Genomic DNA, 23,780 nt, shown 5'->3' with positions numbered 1-23,780 from the left:
GAGAGGCGGCTCTGGTGGGCGGTGCTGACGCTGGCCCTCGGGCTCGGGGCGTGGACGACGGTCGATGCCTGGCGGCTCGTCGGCCAGCCCTATCCGGGCTTCTCGGTGATGGACAACCTCCTGGTGGGGCTCGGGGTCGAGCGCGGCGGGCTCGAGCCTTTCGACTTCGTGCGTGCCATGGACGGCCGCCTCCTCGCCTCCGGCAGACAGATCCAGGACGAGGTCCGCCGCCACCCGGCGGGCACGAGCTTCCACTACCTCGTCAACCGTCGCGGCAGCCTGGTCGAGGCGGACATCACGAGCACGGTCGAGCCCGTCCGCGACTTCGTGCGGTTCCTGCTCGAGGGGCTGCTGCCGGGGCTGCTCTTCCTGGGGTTGGGCGCCGCCGTCCTCGTCCTCAAGCCCGGCGCCCCGGACGCGCGGGTCTTCCTGCTCTTCTGTCTCATCTGGTTCGTGACGGCCGCGCTCTACCACGACGCCGTCAGCACCTACCGCTTCGACGTCATCTTCGTCACGGCCTGGGCTTTCTCGCCCGCGCTCTACCTGCACCTGGCCCAGAGCTTTCCCGAGCGGCGCCCGTGGTCACTGCGCCACCCCCGCCTCATCTTGCTTGCCTACGGCGTCTCGGCGCTCCTGGCCGTTCTTCTCCAGACGCGCCATACCGGCGTCCCGCCGAGCGAGTTCGTGCTGATCCCGACCGCGGCCGCCGTGTACTGGGTCTCGTCCCTCGTCCTCCTGATCGCGGCGCTCGCGACGACGGCGCTGCGCGGCTCGACCCCTCTTGGCCGCCAGCACGCCTGGGTGCTGCTCGCGGGGTTCGCCGTGGGCCAGCTCGCTCCCGTGATGGGCACGACCCTCGAGGCCGTGACGGGCATGGCGGTGCCGTACCTCAACCTGCTCTGGAAGCTCAACGTCCTCTTCCCGGTCGCCGTGGCATACGCCATGGTGCGCTACGACCTCTTCGACGTGCGCGCCGTCGTCCGCCTCGGCACCATCTACGGGCTGGTGACCGGTGTCGTGATCGCGGCCTACGCGGGAGCCATCACGCTGCTCGACGTGGTCTTCACCCGGCTCGGGATGGGCGCGAGCCCGCTCGCCACGGCCGTGGTGCTGGCGCTCGCCGTCGTGCTGTTCCTCAACCCCGTCTACGTCCGCGCCCAGCGTGTGGTGGACCGGGTCTTCTTCCGCCAGCGCCTCGACGTCCAGCGCTCCATCGAGCGGCTCGCCGGCACCATGACGACCGTGCTCGACCTCGACCGCATCGCGGGCCTCATCAGCCGGACGGTGGACGAGGCCTTCCATCCGTCGCGGCTGACGCTCGCGCTGCTCGACGAGGGGCAGGGGCGCTACCGCGTCGTCGTCGGCAGCGCCGGGCCGATGGGCGCGGGCGGTCTCATCGCCGCCGAGTCGTCGCTGGCCCTGCACCTGGGCAAGGAGCGCGAGCCGCTCACTCGCGTCCAGCACGAAGCCGACCCGGACATGGCCTCTTGCCGGGACACCTGCCTCGCTCAGATGCGTGCCCTCGGCGCCGAGCTGGTGATGCCCGTGCTCTTCGGCGATCGCGTCACGGGCCTCCTCGCCCTCGGCGAGAAGCGCTCGGGCGCCTCCTACACGACGGACGACCTTCGCCTGCTGCGCGTCGTCGTCAACCAGAGCGCCGTCGCGCTCGAGAACGCCCGGGCCTACACGGCGCTCGAGGCCGCCAACCGGCGGCTCGCCGACACGCTCCGCCGCGTCGAGATCCTCGAGTCCATCCGGACGAGCCTGTCCAAGTTCGTGCCGCGCCGGGTCCAGGAGCTCATCGAGCAGGCGCCGGAGGCGCCGGAGCTCGCCAAGCGCGAGATGGACGTGTCCGTCCTCTTCGTGGACATCGCCGGCTACACGCGGCTGTCGGAGCGCCACGACCCTGATCGCCTCAACTTCGTCGTCGAGCGCTACTTCGGCGCCTTCCTCGACGAGGTCCTGCGCAACGGCGGCGACGTGAACGAGACCGCGGGTGACGGGCTCATGGTGATCTTCCAGGACGAAGACCCGGAGCGTCACGCGCGGAACGCCGCCCATGCGGCGCTCGGCATCCTGCGCCGGACGGACGAGATCAACGGCGAGGCGGGCGCCGTCGACGAGCCCATCCGCCTCCACGTGGGCGTGAACTCCGGGGCGGCCGCGGTGGGCGCCACCAAGATCGAGGGCACCGCCGGCACCCGCTGGACCTACACGGCCTCGGGCGCCGTGACCAACGTCGCCGCGCGACTCGCCGCGCTCGGGGCTGGCGACTCCGTCTTCATCGGGCCTGAGACCGCCCGGCGGCTCTCCGGCTGGCTCGACCTAGAGGACTTGGGCGAGCGGCTGCTCAAGAACGTGGAAGAGCCGGTGCGTGTCTTCCGTCTTTCGGCGGGGCTGCCGACTTTGGCGGTCTCAGCTGGGGTGGTCTGAGCTGGGGCTGTCTGAGCCCGCCCACGCCAGGAGCCCGAGGGCCCCGAGCAGCAGCGCGGCGCCGGCCCAACCGACGGTGCCCAGGCGCTCGCCGAAGAGCAGGACGCCGAGCGCCGCCGCGGTCAGCGGCTCCAGCAGGGTTGCGATGCCCGCGGTCGTGACCGTCACGCGGCGGAGTCCCTCGCCGAAGACCACGTAGGCTGCGGCCGTCGGGACGACGCCGAGGTACAGGAGCAGAGGCCAGCCCGCGACAAGCTGCGCCGCCGCGCCGCGCTCCAGCGCGAGCACGGGAGTCAGCAGGAGAGCGGCCAGCGTGAATGTCAGCGCGGCGAGCGGCAGCGGCGCGGCGCGCCGGAGAAGGCCCTTGGCGGTGACCGCGTACACAGCGTAAGATAACCCGGCGCCGAGCGCGGCGAACGCGCCCGCAGCGAAGGTGCCCGCGGTGGACCCGGGAGGCGCGACGCCGTCCGCACGCGGGCCCGCCAGGATCATGGCGGTGCCCGCGACGGCCAACAGCAGCGCCGCGAGCGTGGCAGGGCTCGGGCGCTCCTTGAGGGTGAGCGCCGCGCCGGCCGCGATCATGAGTGGTGCTAGGCAGATGGCGAGCAGCGCCGTCAGCGCCACGCCGGTGCGCGCCACGGCCCAGAAGTAGCAGACTTGATACGCGGCCATGGCGGCGCCGAGGAGCGCGGCCTTCGCCCGATCGCGCGGCCGCCATTCGCCGCGCGCGGCGGCCGCGGGCCGCACGAGCGCGAGCGCGACGAGGAGGCAGGGCGCGGCTGCGGCCATGCGCGCCCAGCCGACCAGGAGGGGGCTTGGCGTCCCCTCCCTCGCCAGCAGGGCCATCACGGAGCCCGTGGTGCCCCAGGACACCGCGGCCAGGCAGACAAGGACGAGACCCAGCAGCATTGCGCCGGTAGTATACGGGAGCAGCAGGCATCGAACTGCGGTCCACACCAGGAGATCTCACATGACCCGGATCGGCTTCATCGGCGTCGGCACCATGGGCCTGCCCATGGCCACGACTCTCGTCAAGAAGGGCTTCGCGGTCACGGCCTACGACCTCAATCCCGAGGCCGTCAAGGCGGCGGCCTCCGCGGGCATGACGGCCGCCGCCTCGGCGGCGGAGGCCGTCGCCGGCGCCGACCTCGTGATCACGATGCTGCCCTCCTCGCCCCACGTCGAAGCCGCCTACGGTGGTGACGGCGGCGTGATCAACGCCGTGCGCAAGGGCACGCTCTGCGTGGACATGTCCACGATCGACCCGGCCGCTTCGCGCCGCGTCGCCGCAGCGGCGGCCGAGCGCGGGATCCGCTTCATCGACGCGCCGGTCTCCGGCGGCACGCCGCGCGCGACCGACGGCACGCTGGCCATCATGGTGGGCGGCTCGGCAGAGGACTTCAAGGCGGCGCTGCCGGTGCTCCAGGCCATGGGCGCCAACGTGATCCACGTCGGCCCCGTCGGCAGCGGCGAGGTCGCCAAGCTCTGCAACAACCTCATCGCCGGCGTGGCCGCCGTGGCGGTGAGCGAGGCCTTTCGCATCGCCGAGGGTTTCGGCGTCGATCTCAAGGTCGTCACCGAGGTCATCGCCAAGTCATCGGGCAACACGTGGCTGATGGAGCAGATGCATCCGGTGCCGGGCATCGTGGCGCGCGCCGCTTCGACCAACGGCTACGCGCCCGGCTTCATGACCGACCTCATGTGCAAGGACGTCGGGCTCGCGGTGGACGCGGCGCGCAACCTGCGCATCCCGCTTTTCGTGGCTCCCGCGGCCCAGCAGGTCTACCGCCTGGCATCCTCTCACGGCCTCGGCCGCAAGGATTTCACCAGCGTCTTCACCTTCCTCAAGCCGTCGTCCGACCAGGCGCCGGTGTAGGGGCGGCTCATGAGCCGGCGCCGCACGATCTGGCTGGTCGTCGCCGCGGTTCTGCTGGTGCTGGGCGGCGCCTTCCTCTGGGCCCTTCCCGAGCTGATCCGCCGCCAGGCTGTGACGCAGATCCCCAAGATTACCGGCCGCGCCGCGAGCATCGGGGACATCGACCTCAACCTCTTCACCGGCCGGCTCGTCGTCAAGAACTTCCGGCTGGCCGAGCGGGACCCGCAGAAGGCCTTCGTCGAGTTCGAGCGTCTCGAGGCGCGATGGTCCTGGCCGTCGCTCCTAGCGGCGCACATCCGCCTCAAAGACGTCACACTGGTCTCGCCCGCGGTGCAGCTCGCCCGCACGGGTCCGCGCGAGTTCAACTTCTCCGACCTTCTCGGCCTGATCCCGCCTGCCGATCCCAAGGCCAAGCCGTCGCGGTGGACGTTCACCATGGAGCGGCTCGGCCTCGTCTTGGGGAATATCGTCATCCGCGACGAGGCCGTCTCGCCGCCCGCGACGTGGCGCATTCAGGGGCTGACCATCGAAGCGGGCGATCTGACCACGCGCGCTGGGCAGCCGGCGGGCCGCCTGGCGATCCAATCCAAGGTCGGCGACTCGCCATTCGAGCTGAGCTCGAACGAGATCCGGTTGGCTCCGGGCGCGGTGTCGCTGGGGCTCGGCATCAAGAATTTCGATCTGATCCAGGTCCTGCCCTATGTTTCGCCTACCGCTCCGGCCGGCCCTTACGGCGGCCGTCTCGGCTTCAATATCAAAATCGGCATCGAGCGCGGGGCTGAAGGTGTCACGCGAGCGGTGGTGTCGGGGGACATGAGCCTCGATGACCTGCAGCTGATCCGCCCCGGGGGCAAGGCGCCGTTCATGACGGTGCCGCACCTGGGCCTGCGCCTCAAGGAGGCCGATCTCATCTCTCGCGTTATCGTCGTCTCCGACGTGGAGATCGTGGGACTGAAGGGGCAGGCGCTGCGAGACAAGAGCGGCGTCATCGATCTGCTCCAGGCCGCCGCGACCCCGCCGGCTGCCGTCGCGCCACCGCCCACGGCGGCCCGGCCCGCGCCACCGGCTCCCCCGGCGCCGCAGGCTCCGGATGACAGGACCGGGCCGGCCTTCAAATTCCTGCTCGAGAAGCTGGCGCTCAGCAAGGCGACGCTCACCTTCGTCGACGAGATGGTGTCGCCGCCCACGACGTTGGCGCTCAGCGACCTCACGCTCTCGCTTGAGAGTGTGGCCTGGCCCGTGGTCGGCCCCGCCAAGCTCTCGGTGGGCGCCGGGCTGCCCGGCAGCGGGCGGGTGGAGATCAAGGGCTCGCTGATTCCGCAACCGTTGGACATGACCTGGACCATGACCGTGCGTGATGCGCCGATCGAGCCCTATCAGTCCTACATGCCGGTACCGGCCCGCTTTTCGGGCCGCTACAACGGCGACAGCAAGAACCGCGTCGCGCTCAGGGGCGGGAAGATGATCCTCACGTCGACCGGCACCAGCTGGGCGGATAAGTTCGAGGCGCGATTCCCGGGCGCCGAGCGCCCCTCGCTCACGATCGAGCGGATGGAGCTTGTCAGCATCGACCTCGACTGGCCGAATCGCGCGAAGGTCGCCAAGGTGGGCTTCCGGCGGCTGCAGGCCGAGATCGAGCGCGGCAAGGACGGCAGCCTCGACATCGTGAAGCTCTTCGGTGGCCCGGCGGCGCCGGCCGGGGGAACCGCTCCCGCTCAGACGGCGCCCGCGCCGTCCGCCTCTGACCCAGCACCGACGCTTGGCCCAGCGCCGGCTCCCAAGCCCAAGGGACTGCTCGACACGATGGATCTCCAATTCGGCGAGATTCGTCTCGAAGAGGGCGGCGTTCGCTTCCTCGACCGGTCGACAGAGCCTGTTTTCTCCGAGGACCTCTCGAACATGGATCTCCAGGTGACGGGGCTGGGGAACAAGCCCGACCAGCGCGCGAAGCTCGTTTTCACGAGTCTGATCGGCGCTGATGGGAAGCTGGACATCCGGGGCGATCTGGGTGCCATCGGGGCTCCGCTCTATCTGGACCTCGTCGGAGAGATCCGCGACCTCAAGCTCCCGATCGTCAACCCGTACTCCGACCAGACCATGGCATGGCTGATCCAGCAGGGGAACCTCAAGTACAAGTTCAACCTCAAGATCGAGAACGACCAGATCACCGCCATGAACGAGGTTCTTGTGGAGAAGCTGCGCGTGGCCAAGTCGAGCCGGCCCGACGACAACGTCAAGGCGCGGCTCGGGCTGCCGCTCGGCCTCATCGTTGCGCTCATCAAGGACGGCAACGGCAACATCGTGGTGAAGGTCCCGGTCTCCGGCTCACTCAAGGATCCCAAGTTCGATCTGTCCGAGACCATTTGGTCCGCCGTCAAGAAAGTCCTCGTCAACGTGCTGGCCTCGCCGTTTCGGTTGATCGGGCGGATGTTCTCGAGCGAGGAGAAGCTCGAGGAGCCGAAGGTCAACCCCGTCACCTTCCCGGCGGGCAGCGCCGTGCTCGCGCCGTCGATGGAGCAGCACCTCCTGCGAGTGGCCGATTTCATGCGCCAGACACCGTATATCGCGCTGACACTACACCCGGTGGTGGTGCCGGGCGATCTCGACGCGATCAAGGCCGAAGCGGTGGCGGCCAAGGTTCAGCAGTTCGCGAAGGAGCGGGGCATCGCCGAGCAGGTGATGGCCATCCGCGGCTACTTCGCCGTCAGGCTGCCGAGCGAGAAGCTGCCGACGACGCCGGATGCCCAGCTCGCGCTCCTGCGGGACCGCGAGCCCGTGCCGGAGGCCAAGGTCAAGGAGCTCGAGGACAAGCGGCTCGCCGTGACGAAGGAGCGCTTGGTCAAGAAGGAGGGCATCCAGGAGAAGCGCCTGCCGGGGGGCGCGGCCAAGAGGTCCGCCACCGGTGAGGGCGGCGTCGAGTTCGCCATCGGCGAGGGCGAGGAGGAGTAGACGAGCGTAGGCAACAAAATTCCCTCGCCTCTCTCATATTGTGGTCGTCTCGCCGTTCGCGTGGTCGCCTCGCCGTTCGCGTGGTCGCCTCGCCTCCGGCTGCGGCTCCCCCTGCGGGCTGCGGCTCCCCCTGCTTCTGCTATAATCCCGCACCATGAGAGTCCTCGCGCTTCACCCCGACAGGTGCACCGGCTGCCTCCGGTGCGAGTTGGCCTGCTCCTACATGCAGACGGGCACCTATCAGCCGTCCAAGTCCGTGATCCGCGTCTCGCCCTTCGAGGGCTACACGTCCTACGCCCCCTACACGTGCACGCAGTGCGCGGAGGGCTGGTGCATGACGGCCTGCCCGGTGGGGGCGATCCGGATCAACGCCGCGGGCGCCAAGGACGTCGTGGACGACAAGTGTGTCGGCTGCAAGCTGTGCACGATCGCGTGTCCCTACGGGACGATGTTCTACGACCCGGACACCACCAAGGCCTACAAGTGCAACCTCTGCGATGGGCACCCGGCCTGCGCCGAGGCGTGCCCGACGGAGGCGATCACCTTTGTCGAGGGTGAGACGGCGGACTGGATCGGCGACTTCGCCGCCGAGCGGACCACGCGCGTCCTGGCCCGCGAGGCCGTGTGATGGCCGCCCGCCATCTGATCATCGGCGGCGGCACAGCGGGCCTCAACGCGATCCGGACCATCCGGGAAGAGGACGGCGGCGCTTCCGAGATCACCCTCGTGTCCGCCGAACGCCCCTATTCCCGCATGGTCCTGCCGTACTACCTCGGCGCCACCATCGCCGAGTCCCATGTCTACACCGCCACGCCCGCCTCGCTCGCCGCGTGGAAGGTCAAGGCCACGCTCGGCCGCCGCGCCAAGGCGCTGGATACCGCGGCCCGGAAGCTGACGCTCGACGACGGGTCGGCGGTCGAGTACGACGACTGCCTGATCGCGACCGGCTCGCGCGCGGTGCGGCCGCCCATCCCGGGCGCCGAGGGGCCCGGTGTCCACTCCTTCTGGACGCTCGAAGAGGCGCGGGCCGTCATCGCCGGCGTCCAGCCCGGCACGAAGGTCGTCATGGTCGGCGCAGGCTTCATCTCGTTCACGATCCTGAACGCCATCCTGGCGCGCGGCGCCTCGCTCACCATCGTCGAGGTCGCGCCGCGGATCCTGCCGCGCATGGTGGACCCGGCCTGTGCCCGGATCGTCGCCGGCTGGCTCGAGCGCCACGGCGTGACGCTGCGAGTCGGCGCCACGATGACGAAGATCGAGGAATGGAAGGGCAAGCGGAAGCTCTCCTTCAAGAAGGGCGAGCCGGTCTTCGCCGACGTCGTCATCATGGCGACCGGCATCAGGACCAACCTCGAGTGGCTCGAGGGCTCCGGCATCGAGGTCTCGGCCGAGCCCGGCGGCGGCATCCTCGTGGACGACCATCTGCGCTCGAGCGTCAAGAGCGTCTACGCGGCTGGGGACGTCGCGCGCGGACCGAACCTGCTCACGGGCACCCTCGAGGTCCACGCGATCGAGCCGACCGCCCAGGAGCATGGACGAGTGGTCGGCGCCAACATGGCCGGCCGCGATCTCGCGTACCGCGGCAGCCTCATCATGAACATCGTCGAGGTGTGCCATCTCGACGTCGCCTCCTTCGGCCAGTGGGACGATCCGAAGGCCGACGTCTTCACGGTGACGCACGCCGACCGCTCGCAGTACCGCAAGCTCCTCTTCCGCGGCGGCAAGCTCAACGGCGCCATGATCTGCGGCCCTGCGGAGGAGATCTGGGGCACGAACGACGTCGGGATGCTCAAGGGCCTCGTCTACTCGGGCGCGGACCTCTCCCGCTGGAAGGCGCACCTGAAGAAAAACCCCTTCGACGTCAAGCCCGCCTACCTCGCGACCCACACGGCCGGGAAGCTTCTGCCGCAGACGGTCCTCGGGCGGGCCTCCCAATCACCCCAGCTTCCCCACTCGGTGATGGTCCAATGAGCCCGACAGCGACGGCAACCCGTCCCGCCAAGAAGGCCGCGCCCGCTTCCGCCTCGGTGCCCGGATATGCGGGCAAGCTGCTGCGGGTCAACCTCTCGACCGGGAAGATCTGGACGCAGCCCTGGGCTTCGGCTATGCGCGAGTATCTCGGCGGCGTCGGTCTCGGCGCCAAGATCCTCTACGAAGAAGTCGGCCCCAAGGTCCACTGGGACCATCCGGACAACCGGCTCGTCCTGGCCACGGGCCCGCTGGCGGGGCTGCCGGTCTGGGGCACGGGCGGGCTGACCGTGGTCACGCGAGGCGCGCAGACCGACGGCGCGACCTCGACCCAGGCCAACGGCTTCTTCGGCGCCGCGCTCAAGTACTCGGGCTATGACGCGATCGTGGTCCAGGGTCAGGCCAAGAAGCTCTCCTACCTCTATATCAACGACGACGTCGTGGAGATCCGCGACGCCGCGCACCTCAAGGGCAAGGACACCTGGGAGACGCAGGAAGCGCTCGAGGCCGAGCACGCGCTCTCGGGGCACCGGCTCTCCGTCTACTCGATCGGCCCCGCCGGCGAGAACCTCGTCCGCTTCGCGGCGATCCAGGGCGACTACGGTCACGTCGCCTCCAAGAACGGCTGCGGCGCCGTCATGGGCAAGAAGAAGCTCAAGGCCGTGTGCATCGTGCGCGGTACCAAGGCGCTCAGGCCCCATGACCCGCGCGGGCTCGTCCAGGCGGCGGACGATATCGCGCACGACCTCAAGACGGATCCGGCGACCTCGACGCTCTACCGCTGGGGAACGCTTCCCGGCGTCTCCAACCTGTACAAGCTGGGCATCCTGCCGATCAAGAACTACACGACGAACCTGACGACGGTGGATATGACGACGTGGGAGCCCGCCAAGCTCCGCGCGGGCTTCGACCACCGGGGACACCAGTGCAACGCCTGCGGCATGCACCACTGCCACATCCAAGTCATCGGCAAGGGGCCGAAGGCCGGCGAGTTGGTCGATGAGCCGGAATACGAAGGATGGTCCGGCGCCGGCTGGCAGATCGGCCTGACGGACAAGGAAGCCATCACGTGGCTCAACACGCGCCTCGACCGGGCCTGTCTCGACGTCAACGAGTTCGGCTGGGTCTGCGGCTGGGTGATGGAGTGCATGGAGAAGGGTTATCTCACCGAGAAGCAGGTCGGCTTTAGGCTCGCGTGGGGCGACGTGGACGGCGCGTACCGCCTGGTCCAGATGATCAGCCACCGCGAGGGGTTCGGCGACCTGCTGGCGGAGGGCGTCAAGCGCGCGTCCGAGAAGATCGGCGGCGAGGCCGCAAAGTGCGCCGTCTACACCAAGAAGGGCGCATCTCCGAGGGGTCACGACCACCGGGGCCGCTGGGAGGAGATGCTGGACACCTGTACCTCCTCCAACGGCACCATGGAGAGCGCGAACGCGACCCACCAGACCGAGATCGGCCTGCCCGGGCGCATCAACCCCTTCAACGGCGAGGAAGTGGCGCGGATGGTCGGTGGCATCCTCGGGCGGAAGCACTTCGAGGACTCCCTCGGCGGCTGCATCTTCACCTTCCGCACGCGGATCGAGAACCTGGCGCGCGCGCTCTCGGCCGCGACGGGTTGGACCTACACGCTGGCCGACGCGATGCGGATGGGCCGGCGGACGGCCGCGATCCTGCGGGCCTTCAACCTGCGCTGCGGCATCGGCACGGATGTCGAGTACCCCTCGGCGCGCTACGGCTCCAAGCCCGTGGACGGGCCGGCGAAGGACCACAACGTGATGGACCAGTGGGAGCGCATGCGCGAGGTCTGGTACGAGACGGTCGGCTACGACATCAAGACCGGCAAGCCCACGCGCGAGACGCTCAAGTCGCTCGGCCTCGACTCGATCGCGAAGGATCTGTGGCGCAAGTAGGCTCGACGCCCGCGCTCAGCGCCACCGTGGAAGTCACCACGTGGGTGACGAAGCACGTGGGCGGTGACGGCTCCGGCAGCACGGTCTTCACCGAGGCCTTCGCGCCGGGGGAGACGGTGCGGGATGTCCTGCGGCGCTGCTCCGCGCGCTTCCCCGAGCTCGACGCGGCGCTCTGGAGCCCGGACCGCACCGAGTTGGGCGAGCATATCGAGGTCGTGGTCAACGAGGCCGTGCTGGGCGTCACGCACGGGCTCGACTCCCCGCTGAAGAACGGCGACCGCATCACGCTGCTCGGCCAGTTCATGGGCGGTTAGTGTCGAGCAGAGCCCTGCGCGGCCTGCTGGCCGCGGCCACGCTCGTTCTCGCCGCGCTCCTCGTCTGGTACTACCTGATGGGCGCCCCGCAGTACTCGCTCTACCGCTTCGCACTCGCGATCCAGGGTCACGACGCGGCGGCGGCGGAGCGTTTCGTCGACGTCGACCGCGTCGCCCTTGCCGCCAGCGACATGATCGTCGCGGAGTACCTCCGGTCGAATGCCACGGCGGCGCACGCCCTCGAGGCCCTTGGGCAGGGTGCGGCGCGCTCCGTGGCGGGGCAGGCGATGAAGCCCCTGGTGGCTGCCCGCGTGCGCAGCGAGATCTGGAAGATGGCCGAGACCGGCGGACAGGGACCCGGAGTTCTGGTGCTGCCTGCCGGCATGGTTGTGGCTTTCCGCGAGCTCGCCGTCGAGCGGAACGCCGCGGATGCCTGGGTGACCTACACGGACCCGCGCCGCGGACAGACCAGGTTCAGGATGAGCCAGCAGCCGGACCGCTCGTGGAGGATCACGGAGTTCGACCCTGACTGGGTCCGGCGCCACCTGAAGGACGGTTCAGCGGGGTAGTCCCCGCGCTCAAACCCGCGTTTTCGGGCGTTTTTGGCAGTTCTGGCTTGACTCACCGCGACGGCCCGTGTTATTTGACGCGTTGCGGGTTCGACGCTGTTCCCCATTCTCTTCCCCCCGTGAGGGTGACCATGGCGCAAATCGTTGGAATGATTGGGCTTGGAATCATGGGCCGCCCCATGGCCAAGAACCTCCTCAAGGCTGGCTACCCACTGGTTGTCCACAGCCGCAGCCAGGGGCCAGTGCAGGAGCTGGTTGGCGCCGGGGCCACGGCGGCCGCCTCTCCCAAGGACGTAGCGGTGCAGGTGGATGTGCTGATCACCATGCTGCCCAACTCTCCCGAGGTGGAGTTGGTGGCGCTGGGCCGGGACGGAATAGTCGAGGGCGCCAGGAAGGGCCTGCTCTACCTCGACATGTCCACGATCTCCCCCCTCGTGTCGCAGAAGGTCGGGAAAGCCCTCGGCGCCAAGGGGGTGAGGATGCTCGACGCGCCGGTGTCGGGCGGCGAGAAGGGCGCCATCGACGCCGCGCTCAGCATCATGGTGGGCGGCGAGAAGGACGACTTCGACGCGGCGCTGCCCGTCTTCCAGGCGCTCGGCAAGACGATCACGCTCCTGGGCCCGCTGGGCGCGGGCGGCTTCACCAAGCTTGCCAACCAGATCATCGTCGCGGTCAACCTGACGGCGCTCGGCGAGGCGCTCACGCTGGCAAAGAAGGCCGGCCTCGATCGCGCGCTCACGCTCAAGGCGCTCGGCGGCGGGCTCGCGGGCTCCAAGTGCCTCGACCAGAAGAGTCCGAACTACGTTTCGGGCAACTACAACCCCGGCTTCAAGATCGACCTGCACTTCAAGGACCTGGGCCTCATCATGGAATCGTCGCGGGCGCTCGGCGTCCCGCTGCCGTGCACGGCCGTCGTCCAGGAGCTGTTCAACGCGATGAGAGTCAAGGGCAAGGGCGGCCTCGATCACTCGGGCGTGATCACACTTCTCGAGGAGCTGGCAGGGCTCCCGGCCCAGTCATGAGGGCGACGGTGGATCGGCCGGGGCTCGACAACCAGGGACGCACGCCGCTTATCAAGATCCGCCGCGTGCGCAAGGGCGACCTCGCAAAGGTCCGCGACGTCATCGAGCAGGCCTTCGGCGACTTCTTCGAGCGGCAGATGGGTACGCGGCCGCGCCAGGTCTTCGGCGGCGCCCAGTACGTCCATCACCGCTGGCTCATGGAGCCGTGGGGCTGCTTCGTCGCCGAGGAGGGTGACGGCAAGATCGTCGGCGCGGCGCTGGCGGTGATGTGGGGCACGGTCGGGCTGGTCGGCCCTGTCGCCGTGCTGACGAATTACCAGAACCAGGACATCGGCCAACAGCTGCTCACGGCCTGCCAGGGCTTCTTCAGCGAGAACAAGGCGACACTCGAAGGCGTATCGACCTACCCGTACAGCCCGAAGCACATCACCCTGTACCAAAAGTTCGGATACAAGCCCAAGGGGCTCGTGGTGATCGCCGCGAAGCCCATGGACCGGCGCGAGATCGTCCAGGCGACGCGGCCCCCCAGGCCGGGCCTCGCCGTGCGTCGCTATTCCTCGCTCGAGGAGGCCAGGAAGAAAGCCGCCATGCTCCGGGTGCGGCGCATCACCAACGGCATCTGGCGCGGCATGGACCTGGGCAAAGAGATTGAGATCGTCGACGGCCTGGCGCTCGGCGACACCCTGCTGCTGGAGAAGGGGCGCGACGTCATCGGCTTCGCCATCGTCCACATGCCCGGCGTCAGCGAGGCCCCGCACGGCAGCGTCTTCGTCAAGTTCCTCGCGGTCGACTCCCGGCAGCGCAAGCCCGAGAACCTGCACGCCCTGCTCGCGGCCGTCGAGGAGATGGCGCATGCGGCCCAGCTTCAGCGCGTGGTGGCGCCGGTCTATACGTACTACTGGACCGCGTACCAGACGCTACTCGAGCGCGGCTACCATCCGGACTTCACCATGGTCCGAATGAAGCGGGGCAAGCAGGAAGACTACGAGCACCCGGACGACCTGGTGCTCGACGACTGGCGCTAGCGCGTTGAGGCGGGTGATCCGCGGATGGGGCGCGATCCTGCGCGCCTGGGCGCTCTGCGCCGCGCTGCTCGCGCAGGATCCCGGGGCAGCGGGGGCGCATGCCATCATCCTCGAGTCCGAGCCCGCGGCAGGCACGAAGCTCGCCGAGCCGCCCGCGCGCATCTACCTCCGCTTCAACAGCAAGATCGAGAAGCGCCTCAGCCACGTTACGCTCACCGCCGCAGACGGCCGGCCGGTGCCCTTAGTCGTCAAGACCGACGGCAGCGAGAAGCCGGACCGGATCGTGCTGCCGCTCGGGTCGCTCCGCCCCGGCGCCTACGTGGTCCGCTACAAGGTTCTGGCGGCCGACGGTCACATCACCGAGGGCGCCCTGCGCTTCACCGTGCTCGAGCCGAAGTAGCGACGGACTTCTCCGATGCTCAAGGGCAGGGCGACGTCCGAGGGCACTGCGGCCTATCGCGCGGCCCAGGGCGCCGGGGCGGCGGACGACCACTTCCGCGAGTGGCGCGGGCTGTCGCTCTCCTCGGTCGGTATCGGGACCTACCTGGGCCCTGACGACGACGCCACGGACGCGCTGTACGAGGCCGCCGTCAAGCAGGCCGTCGCGTCGGGGATCAATGTCGTCGACTCCGCGGTCAACTATCGGCACCAGCGGAGCGAGCGCGCTGTTGGCCGGGCGCTCGGCCGCCTCGTGCGCGCCGGCAGCGCGGCGCGCGAGGGCGTCGTGGTCGCGACCAAGGGCGGCTTCCTGCCCTTCGACGGGCCCGCGCCGCCGGGGCTGCTGAGGTCCGGCGATCTTGTCGCCGGCTGCCACTGCATGACGCCGCGCTATCTGGAGGACCAGATCGAGCGCAGCCGGGTCAACCTCGACCTCGAGACCATCGACATCTACTACCTCCACAACCCGGAAACTCAGCTGGGCGAGCTGCCGCGGCGCGAGGTGACGCGCCGGCTCCGCGCGGCCTTCGAGTTCCTCGAGGGCGCGGCGCGCGACCGGAGGATCGGGCTCTACGGCACGGCGACCTGGAGCGGGTACCGCCAGCCGCAGTCGGCACGCGATTTCCTCTCGCTGCCGGATCTCGTCGCGCTGGCCGAGGAGGTCGGAGGGCCGGAGCACCGGTTCCGCGTGGTCCAGCTGCCGTACAACCTCGCCATGACCGAGGCCTTCACGCTTGCCAACCAGGGCGCCGGGCGCGAGCCCGTCCCGCTGCTCGAGTCGGCGCGCCGGCTCGACGTCTACGTCATGAGCTCCGCGTCGATCTACCAGGGCCAGCTCGCGAAGAACCTTCCGGCGGTGATCCCCCGGTTCCTCCCGGGCCTTGACACCGACGCGCAGCGGGCGCTGCAGTTCGTGCGCTCCACGCCAGGCGTGGGCACGGCGCTCGTGGGCATGAAGACTCTCGCCCACGTCGCCGAGGCCGCGCGCCTGTGCGCGGTGTCGCCCGTGCCCTGGTCGGAATTCCAGAAGTTCTTCGCGCCGGCATGACGGGTCGGGCGCGGGGAAAACGCTTGAAATTCCACCGTGGCTCGGCTAGGTTGGTACGTCGTCGCCGGAGCCGCATCGTCCGGCTGCCCGGCAGCGGATGACTCAACGCATGATCAAGAAGATCCATCACGTCGGCGTCGTGGTCGAGAGCCTGGCGCGCGCCAGCCGCTTCTGGCGGGACGCCTTGGGACTCCCGCTCGTCCGCGAGGCGGAAATCGCCGACCAGGGTGTGCGCGCTGCGCTCCTGGCCGCGGGTGACAGCGAGATCGAGCTGCTCGAGCCGACGCGCAGGGACACGGGCGTGGCGCGCTTCCTCGCCAAGCACGGCGAAGGGCTGCACCACGTCTGCCTCGAGACGCCGAACGTCGACACCGACCTCGGCACCCTCAAGGCCCAGAACGTGGCGCTGATCGACCAGACGCCGCGGCAGGGGCTGGCGGGGCGCATCGTCTTCCTCAGCCCGACCGCGTGCGCCGGCGTGCTGGTCGAGCTCGCGACGCCGCAGCATGATGATGTCCTCGCGGACTCACCCGTACGCTTCAAGCGTCTCGTCATCGGCTGTCGCGATCCGCAGGAGACGGGGAAGACCTTCCAGCAGCTCTTCGGGCTGCCCGAGGTCGCCGTCAACGACGGGCCGCGGAGCATGGTCGGCTGGTCCGGCGGCGGGACGCTGATGATGGTGCCGGCGGCAGAGGTGGGCGGCGCGCTCGGCATGGCGGCGCTCTCCATGGTCGCGCCCGAGATGGCGCCGCTCGTCCAGCGGCTGCAGAAGGTGGACGCCATGATGTTCTACGGGGCGAACGAGATCACGCTCAAGCCCGAGGCGGCGAACAGCGTCCACGTCCACATCTCCCGCTACCACTTCCCCTAGATCGGGGAGCTCTCCGTGACTCTCCAGGGCAAGGCTGCGCTGGTTACCGGCGGCGGCACCGGTCTCTACCGGGCCATCACGCTCGTCGACGGCGGGCTCCCGGCCTCGCGCCCCAAGGACAGATAGACGGACACAGCGCCGCGGCCGCGAGCCCTCGGCGACACGCTCTGGCTGGTGGGTCTCTGCGCGGCGCGGGCCACCGGCTCCACCATGTCCATGGCCTACCCGGCCGTGCTCTCCGTCGTTCAGAAGGAGTGGGGGCTGTCGGCGACGGCCGCGGGCTCCATCTCCTCCGCGTACCAGATCGGCACTGCCGTCGCGCTCGTCGTGGTATCCGCGCTCGCGGACTACATGAACCCGCGCGTGGTCTTCGTCGCCTCGGCGGGTCTGACCGCGGTGGTGTCGCTGCTGATCCCCGTCCTGGCCCAAGGGCACATCTCGGCGCTGCTCCTCTTCGGCGCCGTCGCCATCGCGGTCTCGGGCATCTACACGCCGGGCATCATGCTGCTCGCGGAGCGCTTCGAGCCTGCGCGCCGGGGGCGGGCGGTGGGTTGGTTCCTCGCCGCTTCCTCCATGGGCTACGTGATCGCGCTCGTGATCGGCGGCATCATGGTGGAGCGGGCGGGGTGGCGTGCGGCCCTGGGCGTGCTGGCGCTGGGGCCCTTGCTCTGCTTCGTCCTGTCGCTCGCGCTCTTCCGAGGGGAGCGCTCGCGTGCGCGGCGCGCGGGCCCGCGCCAGGGGTGGAGCCTCGACGCCGACCTCTCGGGCAACCGCCCCGCCCAGCTCATGATCGTGGGCTACGTCTTCCATTCGTGGGAGCTCCTCGGCATGTGGGCGTGGACGCCGGCCTTCGTCGCCGCGGCGTTGGTCGTCCAGGGCACGGGCGTCGAGCGCGCCGCGGGCCTCGGGGCGACGCTCTCGGCCCTCTTCCACGTCATGGGCATCGTCGCCTCGGCAGTCGGCGGCGCGCTGTCCGACCGCTGGGGCCGCACTGCCGTGATCGCGGCGATGATGCTCGTCAGCTCCGCCTGCTCCTTCAGCTTCGGCTGGATGCTGGCGGCGCCGCTGCTTCTCATCGTCGCCATCGGCAGTCTCTACGGCTTTTCCGCCCTCGGCGATTCGTCGGTATACTCGACCGGGATCACCGAGACGGTGAGGCCTGAGCGGCTGGGCTCGGCGCTCGCCGTGCGTTCCCTGTTGGGCTTCGGCGCCGGGGCCGTCGCGCCGCTCGTCTTCGGATGGGTGCTCGACCTCTACGGCGGGCGGAGCGCCTCAGTCGCCGGATGGGGCTGGGCCTTCTCGGTCCTGGGCGTGGGCGGCGTGCTCGGCCTGCTCTCGATGCTCTGGCTGCGCGCGCTGCCCGAGTCCCGCAGGCTCGCGGGCGGCAAGCGGTGAACCGCTAACCCAAGGAAGTTCGAGCCGAAACGCTGCCGAGCCGCCGGAGGTGCCTAAGCGGTGAGGCGAGGGCTGAAAAGGAGGCTCCATGGCCACGGTGCTCTTCATCGTCAAGGCGACCATCCCCCGGAAGAAGGAAGCCGCGTTCAACCGCTGGTACAACTACAAGCACTGCCCGCAGTTCCTGCGCTACCCCGGGGCGGTGAGCGCGCGGCGCTACAAGGCCATCATGGGCGAGGACAAGTTCCGCTACATGGCCGTCTACGAGGTCCAGGACGAGAAGACCTTCCGCGCGCTGATGAAGTCGGGCCACATGAAGGCGCTCAGGCGAGACTACGACCGCTGGTTCGGCAAGGTCTCGGAGCGGGCGCGCTTCGCGTACACACAGGTCTGGCCATAGCGCCTCCGCGGAGAGTACGCGGGCTCGGCGCGGGGCGCAGCACGCGGCGCAGCCTCGAGAAGGGCGGCACCGGGACAGGCGGCGCGCTCAACGAGATCCTCGGCGGCTGGCCCGGGGTGAAGATCACGCCCATGTTCGGGCGCTGGGGCTACTTCGTGGGGCCGCGCCTCTTCGCCTGCTTCCCGCTTCGGACCAAGGACACCGACCTCTGGATCCGGCTCACGGCGGAGGACCAGCGCCGCGCGGTGGATTCCGGCGTCTTCACGCCGCACCCGCGCCTGGGCGGGCAGGGGTGGGTCATCTGCCACGTCCAGGAGCTGCGGGACGCGGGGCGTGCGATGTCCTGGCTCAAGAAGAGCTACGAGAGGGCAAAGAAGATCGTCGAGCGGGAGGACCGGGAGGAGCCATGATCCTCGTCACGGGCTTCGAGCCCTTCGGCGGACATCCGTCCAACCCCTCCGAGGAGATCGCAAAGGCCGTGGACGGCCGCGTGGTCGGAGGCCTGCCCGTCCGCGCCGCGATCCTGCCGGTGCACCACGTCGAGGCCGGGATCGCGGCCCGGCGCCTCCTCCATGAGCACGATCCGCTGGCGGTGCTGCATGTGGGGCTAGCCGCAGGGCGGGCGCGGATCGCGCTCGAGCGGGTGGCCGTGAACATGATGGACTACGAGGTGGCCGACAATGCCGGCTACCAGGCGAGCGGCGAGCCCTGCGTGCCGGGCGGCCCGGCGGCCTATCTCGCAACGCTGCCGCTGGCGGCCATCCTCGAGGCACTCACGCGGGACGGCGTCCCCGCGTATCTCTCCAACACGGCCGGCACGTATCTCTGCAACCAGACGCTCTACGCCACACTCCACGCCGTGAGCGCTGCGTCGAGCGGGACGCTCGCCGGTTTCATGCACGTCCCGCTCTCGCCCGCGATGGTCGTCGCCTCGGGGCTCGACCAGCCGAGCATGGATCCCGCCATCGGCGTGCGCGCCGTCGAGGCGGCTCTGCGGGTAATCAGCGAACACCTCGCCGGCCGTCCGTCCTAGCGTAGTCCGGTCATAAGCTAACCGCGCGCTAGGCGGGCGGGGCCTGTCGTCGGGGGCGGGGGCTGCGCGGCCGGCTACGTCACCCTACGCTGGCGTGAATCGCAGCCCTGCGGGCTGCGGGCACTTGCGAAGGGGGAACGAAGCCGGCCGCGCAGCCCCCGCCCCCGACGCCACCCGCCCGGTCTTGGTCCGCTCGCCGTGGACAGCGCGGACTAGAGTTTGTCGGCGGTTGGGGGAGCTTGGGCCCTTAGCGGCGCCAACGCGAGAAAGCCCAGCCCCGTCCACGCGGCTTCGCGCACGCGGCGTATCAGCGTGAAGGACAGCCCCGCGGGCGCGCCCAGCCCGAGCGCGGCGAAGATCGCCACGTGTCCCGCCTCGAGGGCGCCCAGGTAGCCCGGCACGAGGAAGGCCGCAAAGCGGATGCCGCTGCTGAAGGCCTCGATGGCGGTGGCTTCGGCGAGCGAGACCGGCAGCCCGATCCAGCGCAGGATGAGCCAGGGCTCGAGCGCGCCGATGAGCCACGCCAGGAAGTGGAAGAGGATCGACAGCGCCAGGCGCTTGGGCTCGCGGCGGTAGAAGTGGGCCAGCTCGTCGTTGACCTGGGTGACCGATTCGAGGCGACTGCCCGAGAGCCATCCGAGCTTCTGGAGCCACCGCGTGCTGCCGCGGAGGGCTCCGCCGGCCTGGACGGCGACGAAGCCGCCTACGGCCAGCACCTGGACCACGAGCAGCCACTCCATGCCGCGGACGACGAGGGAGTCAGACGGCAGGGCCGCGTGGGCCGCGACGAGCCCGACCACGACGAAGAGCGCCTGCCCGATGGTGATGGTCGTCTTGGCGACGATCACGGACGGCAGGCCCTCGGTGAGCGGCGCCCACGGTCTCACGAGCCAGGCCTTGACGGCCTCGCCGCCCATCGAGGCCGTGGGTGTCGTGAGGTTGAAGGCCTCGCCCGCGAGGCGGGAGGCCAGCAGCGCCCTGAACGGCACCGTGTCGCGGCGGAAGGCGTAGCGCCACCCGAGCGTGTCGAGGAGCGTGGTGAGTCCGAAGGGGAAGACGAGGATGATCAGGAGCCGCCACGACAGATCCGCGAAGGCTTGGACGACCGCGCCGGGGCCGATGGTGGCGAGCAGCCACACGAAGAGCGCGGCGCCGCAGACGAGCAGGCCCAGGCGAACCAGCCGCATCAGGAGGCGGACACCTGGGCCTGCTTCGCCTTGGCCTCGATGCGGTCGATCCTGACGAGCGGGACCAGCAGCCACGCCGCCGCGGTGAACGTCGTCGAGATCAGGACGAGCGGGGTGAAGCCGAAGGAATCGTAGAGCCGGCCCCCGACATTCTGCGAGATCTGGCTGCCGCCGTTGTAGACGGACATGAGGAGCGAGAAGAAGGTCGCCTCGACGCGGCGTGGGCACGACTTGGCCGCCAGGTCGAGGAAGGCGAGCTGGGTGATCATGCCCACGCAGCCGAAGACGACGTCGATGATGATGGCCGAGACGGGGCCGCGGTACACGAGATAGGCCAGCGTCCCGATGACGGCGGCGCCGATGGAGAAGTTGATGAGCCGCGTGAGCGGCACCCGGCGCGACAGCGGCGCGTAGATGAAGGCTCCGGCGACGCTCCCCACCGCCGCGATCGCCGCCAGGTGGCCGATGAACTGCTGAGAGAAGTGCAGGTGGTCGGTCTGGTAGTAGAGCATCGCCGGCCCGAAGGACGGGCTGAAGGTCCAGAAGAGAAGGAAGCCTCCGACCACCCAGACCTCTCGCTCGCGCAAGGCGTCCCGGATGGCGGCCCAGGTGGTCGCGAAGGCCTCGCGGTCCGCCCGCGCGGGGGCTTCGCGGACGAAGAAGGCGGCCATCAGGAGCGAGACCAGAGGAAAGCAGGCGGCGAGGAAGAAGGCGGCGTGCAGGCGCCGGTGCTCGGCGAGGTACCCGCCGAGCTCGCCCACGAGGATGGACGCGGTCGTGATGGCGCCCCACTGGACGGATTGGAAGGCGCCCGTCAAACCCATGGGCTTGCCGTTCTCGACCATCAGCGCGTCCACCAGCACGTCGGTGAAGGCGAGCCCCAGCGCCATCAGCGTGACGAACGCCGCCATCCGCCAGTACGCGTGATCTCCCGTCACGCCGAGGAACAGCCCGGCTGCGGCCGCCGTCGCCGATGTGAACAAGAGGTAGCTTTTCCGGCGGTAGCCGAAGAGCGGCACGAAGTCGGACAGGAGACCGTAGACGGGCTTGATCAGCCACGGCACCGTGGTGATGGCGAAAAAGCCGGCGACCTGTCCCGCCGACAGGCCTCCGTCCTTCAGCGAGATCGTGATGGTCTGGTTCGGCAGGTACCACATGCCTTGGGCAAAGTAGACGATGCCGAAGAGCACGGCCAGGCGCTTGGCGTCCGGCGTCTGGAACGGGTGCAGCGCCTTGAGCCGGGCGAGCATTTGAGCACTATACAACGTGTGCTACTCTGTTGCGTCATGCATGAAATTCGGAAGTCGGTTTGCCCCCACGATTGCCCGTCCCAGTGCGCCCTCGTCGTCACTGTGGACGACGGCCGCGTCACCGACGTCGGCGGCGATCCCGCGCACCCTTTCACGCGCGGCGTGGTCTGCGGCAAAGTTCACGACTACGCCGAGCGGGTCTACGCCCCGACGCGAGTGCTGACGCCGCTCAGGCGCGTCGGGACCAAGGGCGAGGGGCGTTTCGAGCCCATCGGCTGGGATGCCGCGATCGACCTGATCGCGCGCCGGTGGCGGGGCGTGATCTCGCAGTGGGGCGGGGAAGCCATCCTGCCGTTCTCCTACGGCGGCACGCTGGGGCTCCTCCAGTACTGGGCCGGGCACCCGCTCTTCCACGCACTGGGCGCCTCGCAGCTCGACCGCACGATCTGCGTCACGACCGCGTACGCCGGATGGACGGCCACGCTCGGCACTGTCGCCGGCAGCGACGCCGAGCAGATGGTCGGTTCCGACCTGGTTGTCCTGTGGGGCATCAACGCGAGCTACACGCACATCAACCTCATGTCGCTCGTGAAGCGGGCGCGGAAGCGCGGCGCCTTCATCGTGTGCATCGATCCCTACCGGACGCAGACCGCGAAGACGGCGGACCTCTATCTCCAGCCTCGGCCGGGCACGGACGGCGCGCTGGCACTGGGGATGATGCACGTGCTCATCGAAGAGGGCTTGGTGGACCACGAGTATATCCACCGCGCCACGCTCGGCTACGGGCCGCTCGCGCAGCACGTCAAGCAGTACGACCCGGAGCGCGTCGCCGCGATCACGGGGCTCACGCCGGAGGCGATCGTGAGCTTCGCGCGCCGCTACGGGGCGACGAAGGCGTCGTTCCTGCGCGTGGGGATCGGGCTCTCTCGGCACGACAACGGCGGCGGCACCTGCCGCGCGATCGCGTGCCTGCCGGCGCTCACGGGCGCGTATGCGCATCCCTCGGGCGGGGCGCTCCTGTCCTCCACGCGCTCTTTCGGGCTCGACCTGTCCGCCCTCGAGCGGCGCGACCTCATGCCCGCGCGCCTACCCAGGACGATCAATATGATCCGTTTGGGGCAGGCGCTGACCGACCCCGGCATGAGCCCGCCTGTCAAAGCGCTCTACGTCTACAACTCGAACCCCGCTTCGGTCGTGCCGAACCAGGAGCTGGTGCTGCGCGGCCTCGCCCGCGGGGACCTCTTCACGGTCGTCCACGAGCAGCACCTGACCGACACGACGGACTACGCCGACATCGTGCTGCCCGCCACGACGTCGATGGAGCACGTGGACCTGTACAAGTCCTTCGGCCACCTCTACCTTCAGCTGGCCGAGCCGGTCATCGAGCCGGCCGGGGAGTCGCGCTCCAACTGGCGCGTGGTCCGGCTGCTCGCTCGCGCGATGGGGTTCGCCGACCCGCACTTCTCCAAGGACGAGCCCGCTCTCATCCGGGAGGCGCTGGCGTCCGGCGACCTTTCGGTCGCGGGCATCACGTACGAGCGGTTGAAGGCGGAGCGGTCGGTGCGCCTCAGCGTCGGCCGGCCGTACCTGCCGTTCGCCGTCGGCGCGCCGACGCCCTCGGGCAAGGTCGAGTTCGTCTCCGAGTCGATGGCTCGAGCGGGCCTGCCGTCGCTGCCGACGTACGTGCCGCTCGTCGAGGGGCCCGAGAACGAGGCCGCGGCGCGGCGCTACCCGCTCCAGTGCATCGTGCCGCCCAACCGCTTCTTCCTGAACTCGTCCTTCAGCCAGTCGGACAAGCTGAGGCGCCGCCAGCGGGGCGCCTCGGTGTTCCTCCATCCCGAGGATGCCCGCCCGCGCGGAATCGCGGACGGAGATGCCGTGATGGTGCGGAGCGCCCGAGGTGAGGCGCGGTTCACCGCGACGCTCACGGACGACACCCGCCCCGGCCTCGCCGTCATCGAGGGCATCTGGTGGTCCAAGCACCAGGCGGGCGGTCGCGGCGTCAACGTGATCACCGACGACCGGCTCGCGGACATGGGCGGGGGGCCGGCGCTGCACTCGAACCTGGTCCAGGTCGCCAGGCTGTAGACCG

21 protein-coding genes are annotated in these 23,780 nt (G+C 69.7%); 18 read left to right on the top strand and 3 right to left on the bottom strand.

What is annotated here, in order from left to right; genetic code table 11:
* The first annotated feature begins 21 nt into the window (after positions 1 to 21).
* Positions 22 to 2,433: an adenylate/guanylate cyclase domain-containing protein gene (locus Q7W02_24930; protein ID MDO8479375.1), complete on the top strand. Its 2,412-nt coding sequence runs from the start codon at positions 22 to 24 to the stop codon at positions 2,431 to 2,433.
* On the opposite strand, the gene Q7W02_24925 is transcribed toward Q7W02_24930, so the two are convergent.
* Entirely contained in the window at positions 2,416 to 3,390 is a 975-nt protein-coding gene (locus tag Q7W02_24925; GenBank protein ID MDO8479374.1) for an EamA family transporter, read from the bottom strand. The genes Q7W02_24930 and Q7W02_24925 overlap by 18 nt on opposite strands.
* 13 nt (positions 3,391 to 3,403) lie before the next feature.
* On the opposite strand from Q7W02_24925, the gene mmsB reads away from it, so the two are divergent.
* The 16 genes from mmsB to pcp all read left to right on the top strand — a co-directional run bounded on the left by mmsB (position 3,404) and on the right by pcp (position 19,251).
* Entirely contained in the window at positions 3,404 to 4,309 is a 906-nt protein-coding gene (gene mmsB, locus Q7W02_24920) for a 3-hydroxyisobutyrate dehydrogenase (protein ID MDO8479373.1), read from the top strand.
* A 9-nt stretch (positions 4,310 to 4,318) separates the two neighbouring features.
* A complete protein-coding gene (locus Q7W02_24915; GenBank protein ID MDO8479372.1) occupies positions 4,319 to 7,258 on the top strand; it encodes a DUF748 domain-containing protein in 2,940 nt (979 codons plus the stop codon).
* 154 nt (positions 7,259 to 7,412) lie between these two features.
* A complete protein-coding gene (locus Q7W02_24910) occupies positions 7,413 to 7,886 on the top strand; it encodes a 4Fe-4S dicluster domain-containing protein (GenBank protein MDO8479371.1) in 474 nt (157 codons plus the stop codon).
* The gene (locus Q7W02_24905; GenBank protein ID MDO8479370.1) at positions 7,886 to 9,229 is read left to right on the top strand and encodes an FAD-dependent oxidoreductase; all 1,344 of its coding nucleotides are present in this window, start codon (positions 7,886 to 7,888) and stop codon (positions 9,227 to 9,229) included. Before Q7W02_24910 ends, Q7W02_24905 begins: the two co-directional genes overlap by 1 nt.
* Positions 9,226 to 11,136: an aldehyde ferredoxin oxidoreductase C-terminal domain-containing protein gene (locus Q7W02_24900; GenBank protein ID MDO8479369.1), complete on the top strand. Its 1,911-nt coding sequence runs from the start codon at positions 9,226 to 9,228 to the stop codon at positions 11,134 to 11,136. The genes Q7W02_24905 and Q7W02_24900 overlap by 4 nt, the downstream gene beginning before the upstream one ends.
* Positions 11,124 to 11,450, top strand: coding sequence for a MoaD/ThiS family protein (locus tag Q7W02_24895; GenBank protein MDO8479368.1), 327 nt, complete (start codon positions 11,124 to 11,126; stop codon positions 11,448 to 11,450). The genes Q7W02_24900 and Q7W02_24895 overlap by 13 nt, the downstream gene beginning before the upstream one ends.
* On the top strand, positions 11,450 to 12,019 hold the full coding sequence (locus tag Q7W02_24890) for a DUF2939 domain-containing protein (protein MDO8479367.1): 570 nt from the start codon (positions 11,450 to 11,452) through the stop codon (positions 12,017 to 12,019). The genes Q7W02_24895 and Q7W02_24890 overlap by 1 nt, the downstream gene beginning before the upstream one ends.
* A 131-nt stretch (positions 12,020 to 12,150) precedes the next feature.
* Positions 12,151 to 13,041 carry a 2-hydroxy-3-oxopropionate reductase gene (locus tag Q7W02_24885; GenBank protein ID MDO8479366.1) on the top strand — a complete coding sequence of 297 codons (891 nt, stop codon included), beginning with the start codon at positions 12,151 to 12,153 and terminating at the stop codon, positions 13,039 to 13,041.
* A gap of 8 nt (positions 13,042 to 13,049) precedes the next feature.
* Entirely contained in the window at positions 13,050 to 14,066 is a 1,017-nt protein-coding gene (locus Q7W02_24880; GenBank protein MDO8479365.1) for a GNAT family N-acetyltransferase, read from the top strand.
* 13 nt (positions 14,067 to 14,079) lie between these two features.
* Positions 14,080 to 14,466, top strand: coding sequence for a copper resistance protein CopC (locus Q7W02_24875; GenBank protein ID MDO8479364.1), 387 nt, complete (start codon positions 14,080 to 14,082; stop codon positions 14,464 to 14,466).
* Between the two features lie 15 nt (positions 14,467 to 14,481).
* On the top strand, positions 14,482 to 15,552 hold the full coding sequence (locus tag Q7W02_24870; GenBank protein MDO8479363.1) for an aldo/keto reductase: 1,071 nt from the start codon (positions 14,482 to 14,484) through the stop codon (positions 15,550 to 15,552).
* A gap of 109 nt (positions 15,553 to 15,661) precedes the next feature.
* Positions 15,662 to 16,423: a methylmalonyl-CoA epimerase gene (mce, locus tag Q7W02_24865; protein ID MDO8479362.1), complete on the top strand. Its 762-nt coding sequence runs from the start codon at positions 15,662 to 15,664 to the stop codon at positions 16,421 to 16,423.
* 174 nt (positions 16,424 to 16,597) lie between these two features.
* Entirely contained in the window at positions 16,598 to 17,818 is a 1,221-nt protein-coding gene (locus Q7W02_24860) for an MFS transporter (protein MDO8479361.1), read from the top strand.
* Positions 17,819 to 17,906: 88 nt separating this feature from the next.
* Positions 17,907 to 18,218 carry a hypothetical protein gene (locus tag Q7W02_24855; protein MDO8479360.1) on the top strand — a complete coding sequence of 104 codons (312 nt, stop codon included), beginning with the start codon at positions 17,907 to 17,909 and terminating at the stop codon, positions 18,216 to 18,218.
* Positions 18,161 to 18,628, top strand: a complete 468-nt coding sequence (locus Q7W02_24850) for a DUF5519 family protein (protein ID MDO8479359.1) — start codon at positions 18,161 to 18,163, stop codon at positions 18,626 to 18,628. The genes Q7W02_24855 and Q7W02_24850 overlap by 58 nt, the downstream gene beginning before the upstream one ends.
* A complete protein-coding gene (gene pcp, locus Q7W02_24845) occupies positions 18,625 to 19,251 on the top strand; it encodes a pyroglutamyl-peptidase I (GenBank protein MDO8479358.1) in 627 nt (208 codons plus the stop codon). Before Q7W02_24850 ends, pcp begins: the two co-directional genes overlap by 4 nt.
* Before the next feature lie 212 nt (positions 19,252 to 19,463).
* Here pcp and Q7W02_24840 read toward each other — a convergent pair whose 3' ends face one another.
* Positions 19,464 to 20,438: a flippase-like domain-containing protein gene (locus Q7W02_24840; GenBank protein ID MDO8479357.1), complete on the bottom strand. Its 975-nt coding sequence runs from the start codon at positions 20,436 to 20,438 to the stop codon at positions 19,464 to 19,466.
* Entirely contained in the window at positions 20,438 to 21,688 is a 1,251-nt protein-coding gene (locus Q7W02_24835; protein MDO8479356.1) for a folate/biopterin family MFS transporter, read from the bottom strand. Before Q7W02_24835 ends, Q7W02_24840 begins: the two co-directional genes overlap by 1 nt.
* A 36-nt stretch (positions 21,689 to 21,724) precedes the next feature.
* Here Q7W02_24835 and Q7W02_24830 point away from each other — a divergent pair, with 36 nt between their 5' ends.
* A complete protein-coding gene (locus Q7W02_24830) occupies positions 21,725 to 23,776 on the top strand; it encodes a molybdopterin oxidoreductase family protein (protein MDO8479355.1) in 2,052 nt (683 codons plus the stop codon).
* Positions 23,777 to 23,780 lie beyond the last annotated feature (4 nt).

The organism is Candidatus Rokuibacteriota bacterium, from assembly GCA_030647435.1.
GTDB lineage: Bacteria > Methylomirabilota > Methylomirabilia > Rokubacteriales > CSP1-6 > AR37.
This window is presented reverse-complemented; position numbering and strand designations above follow the sequence as displayed.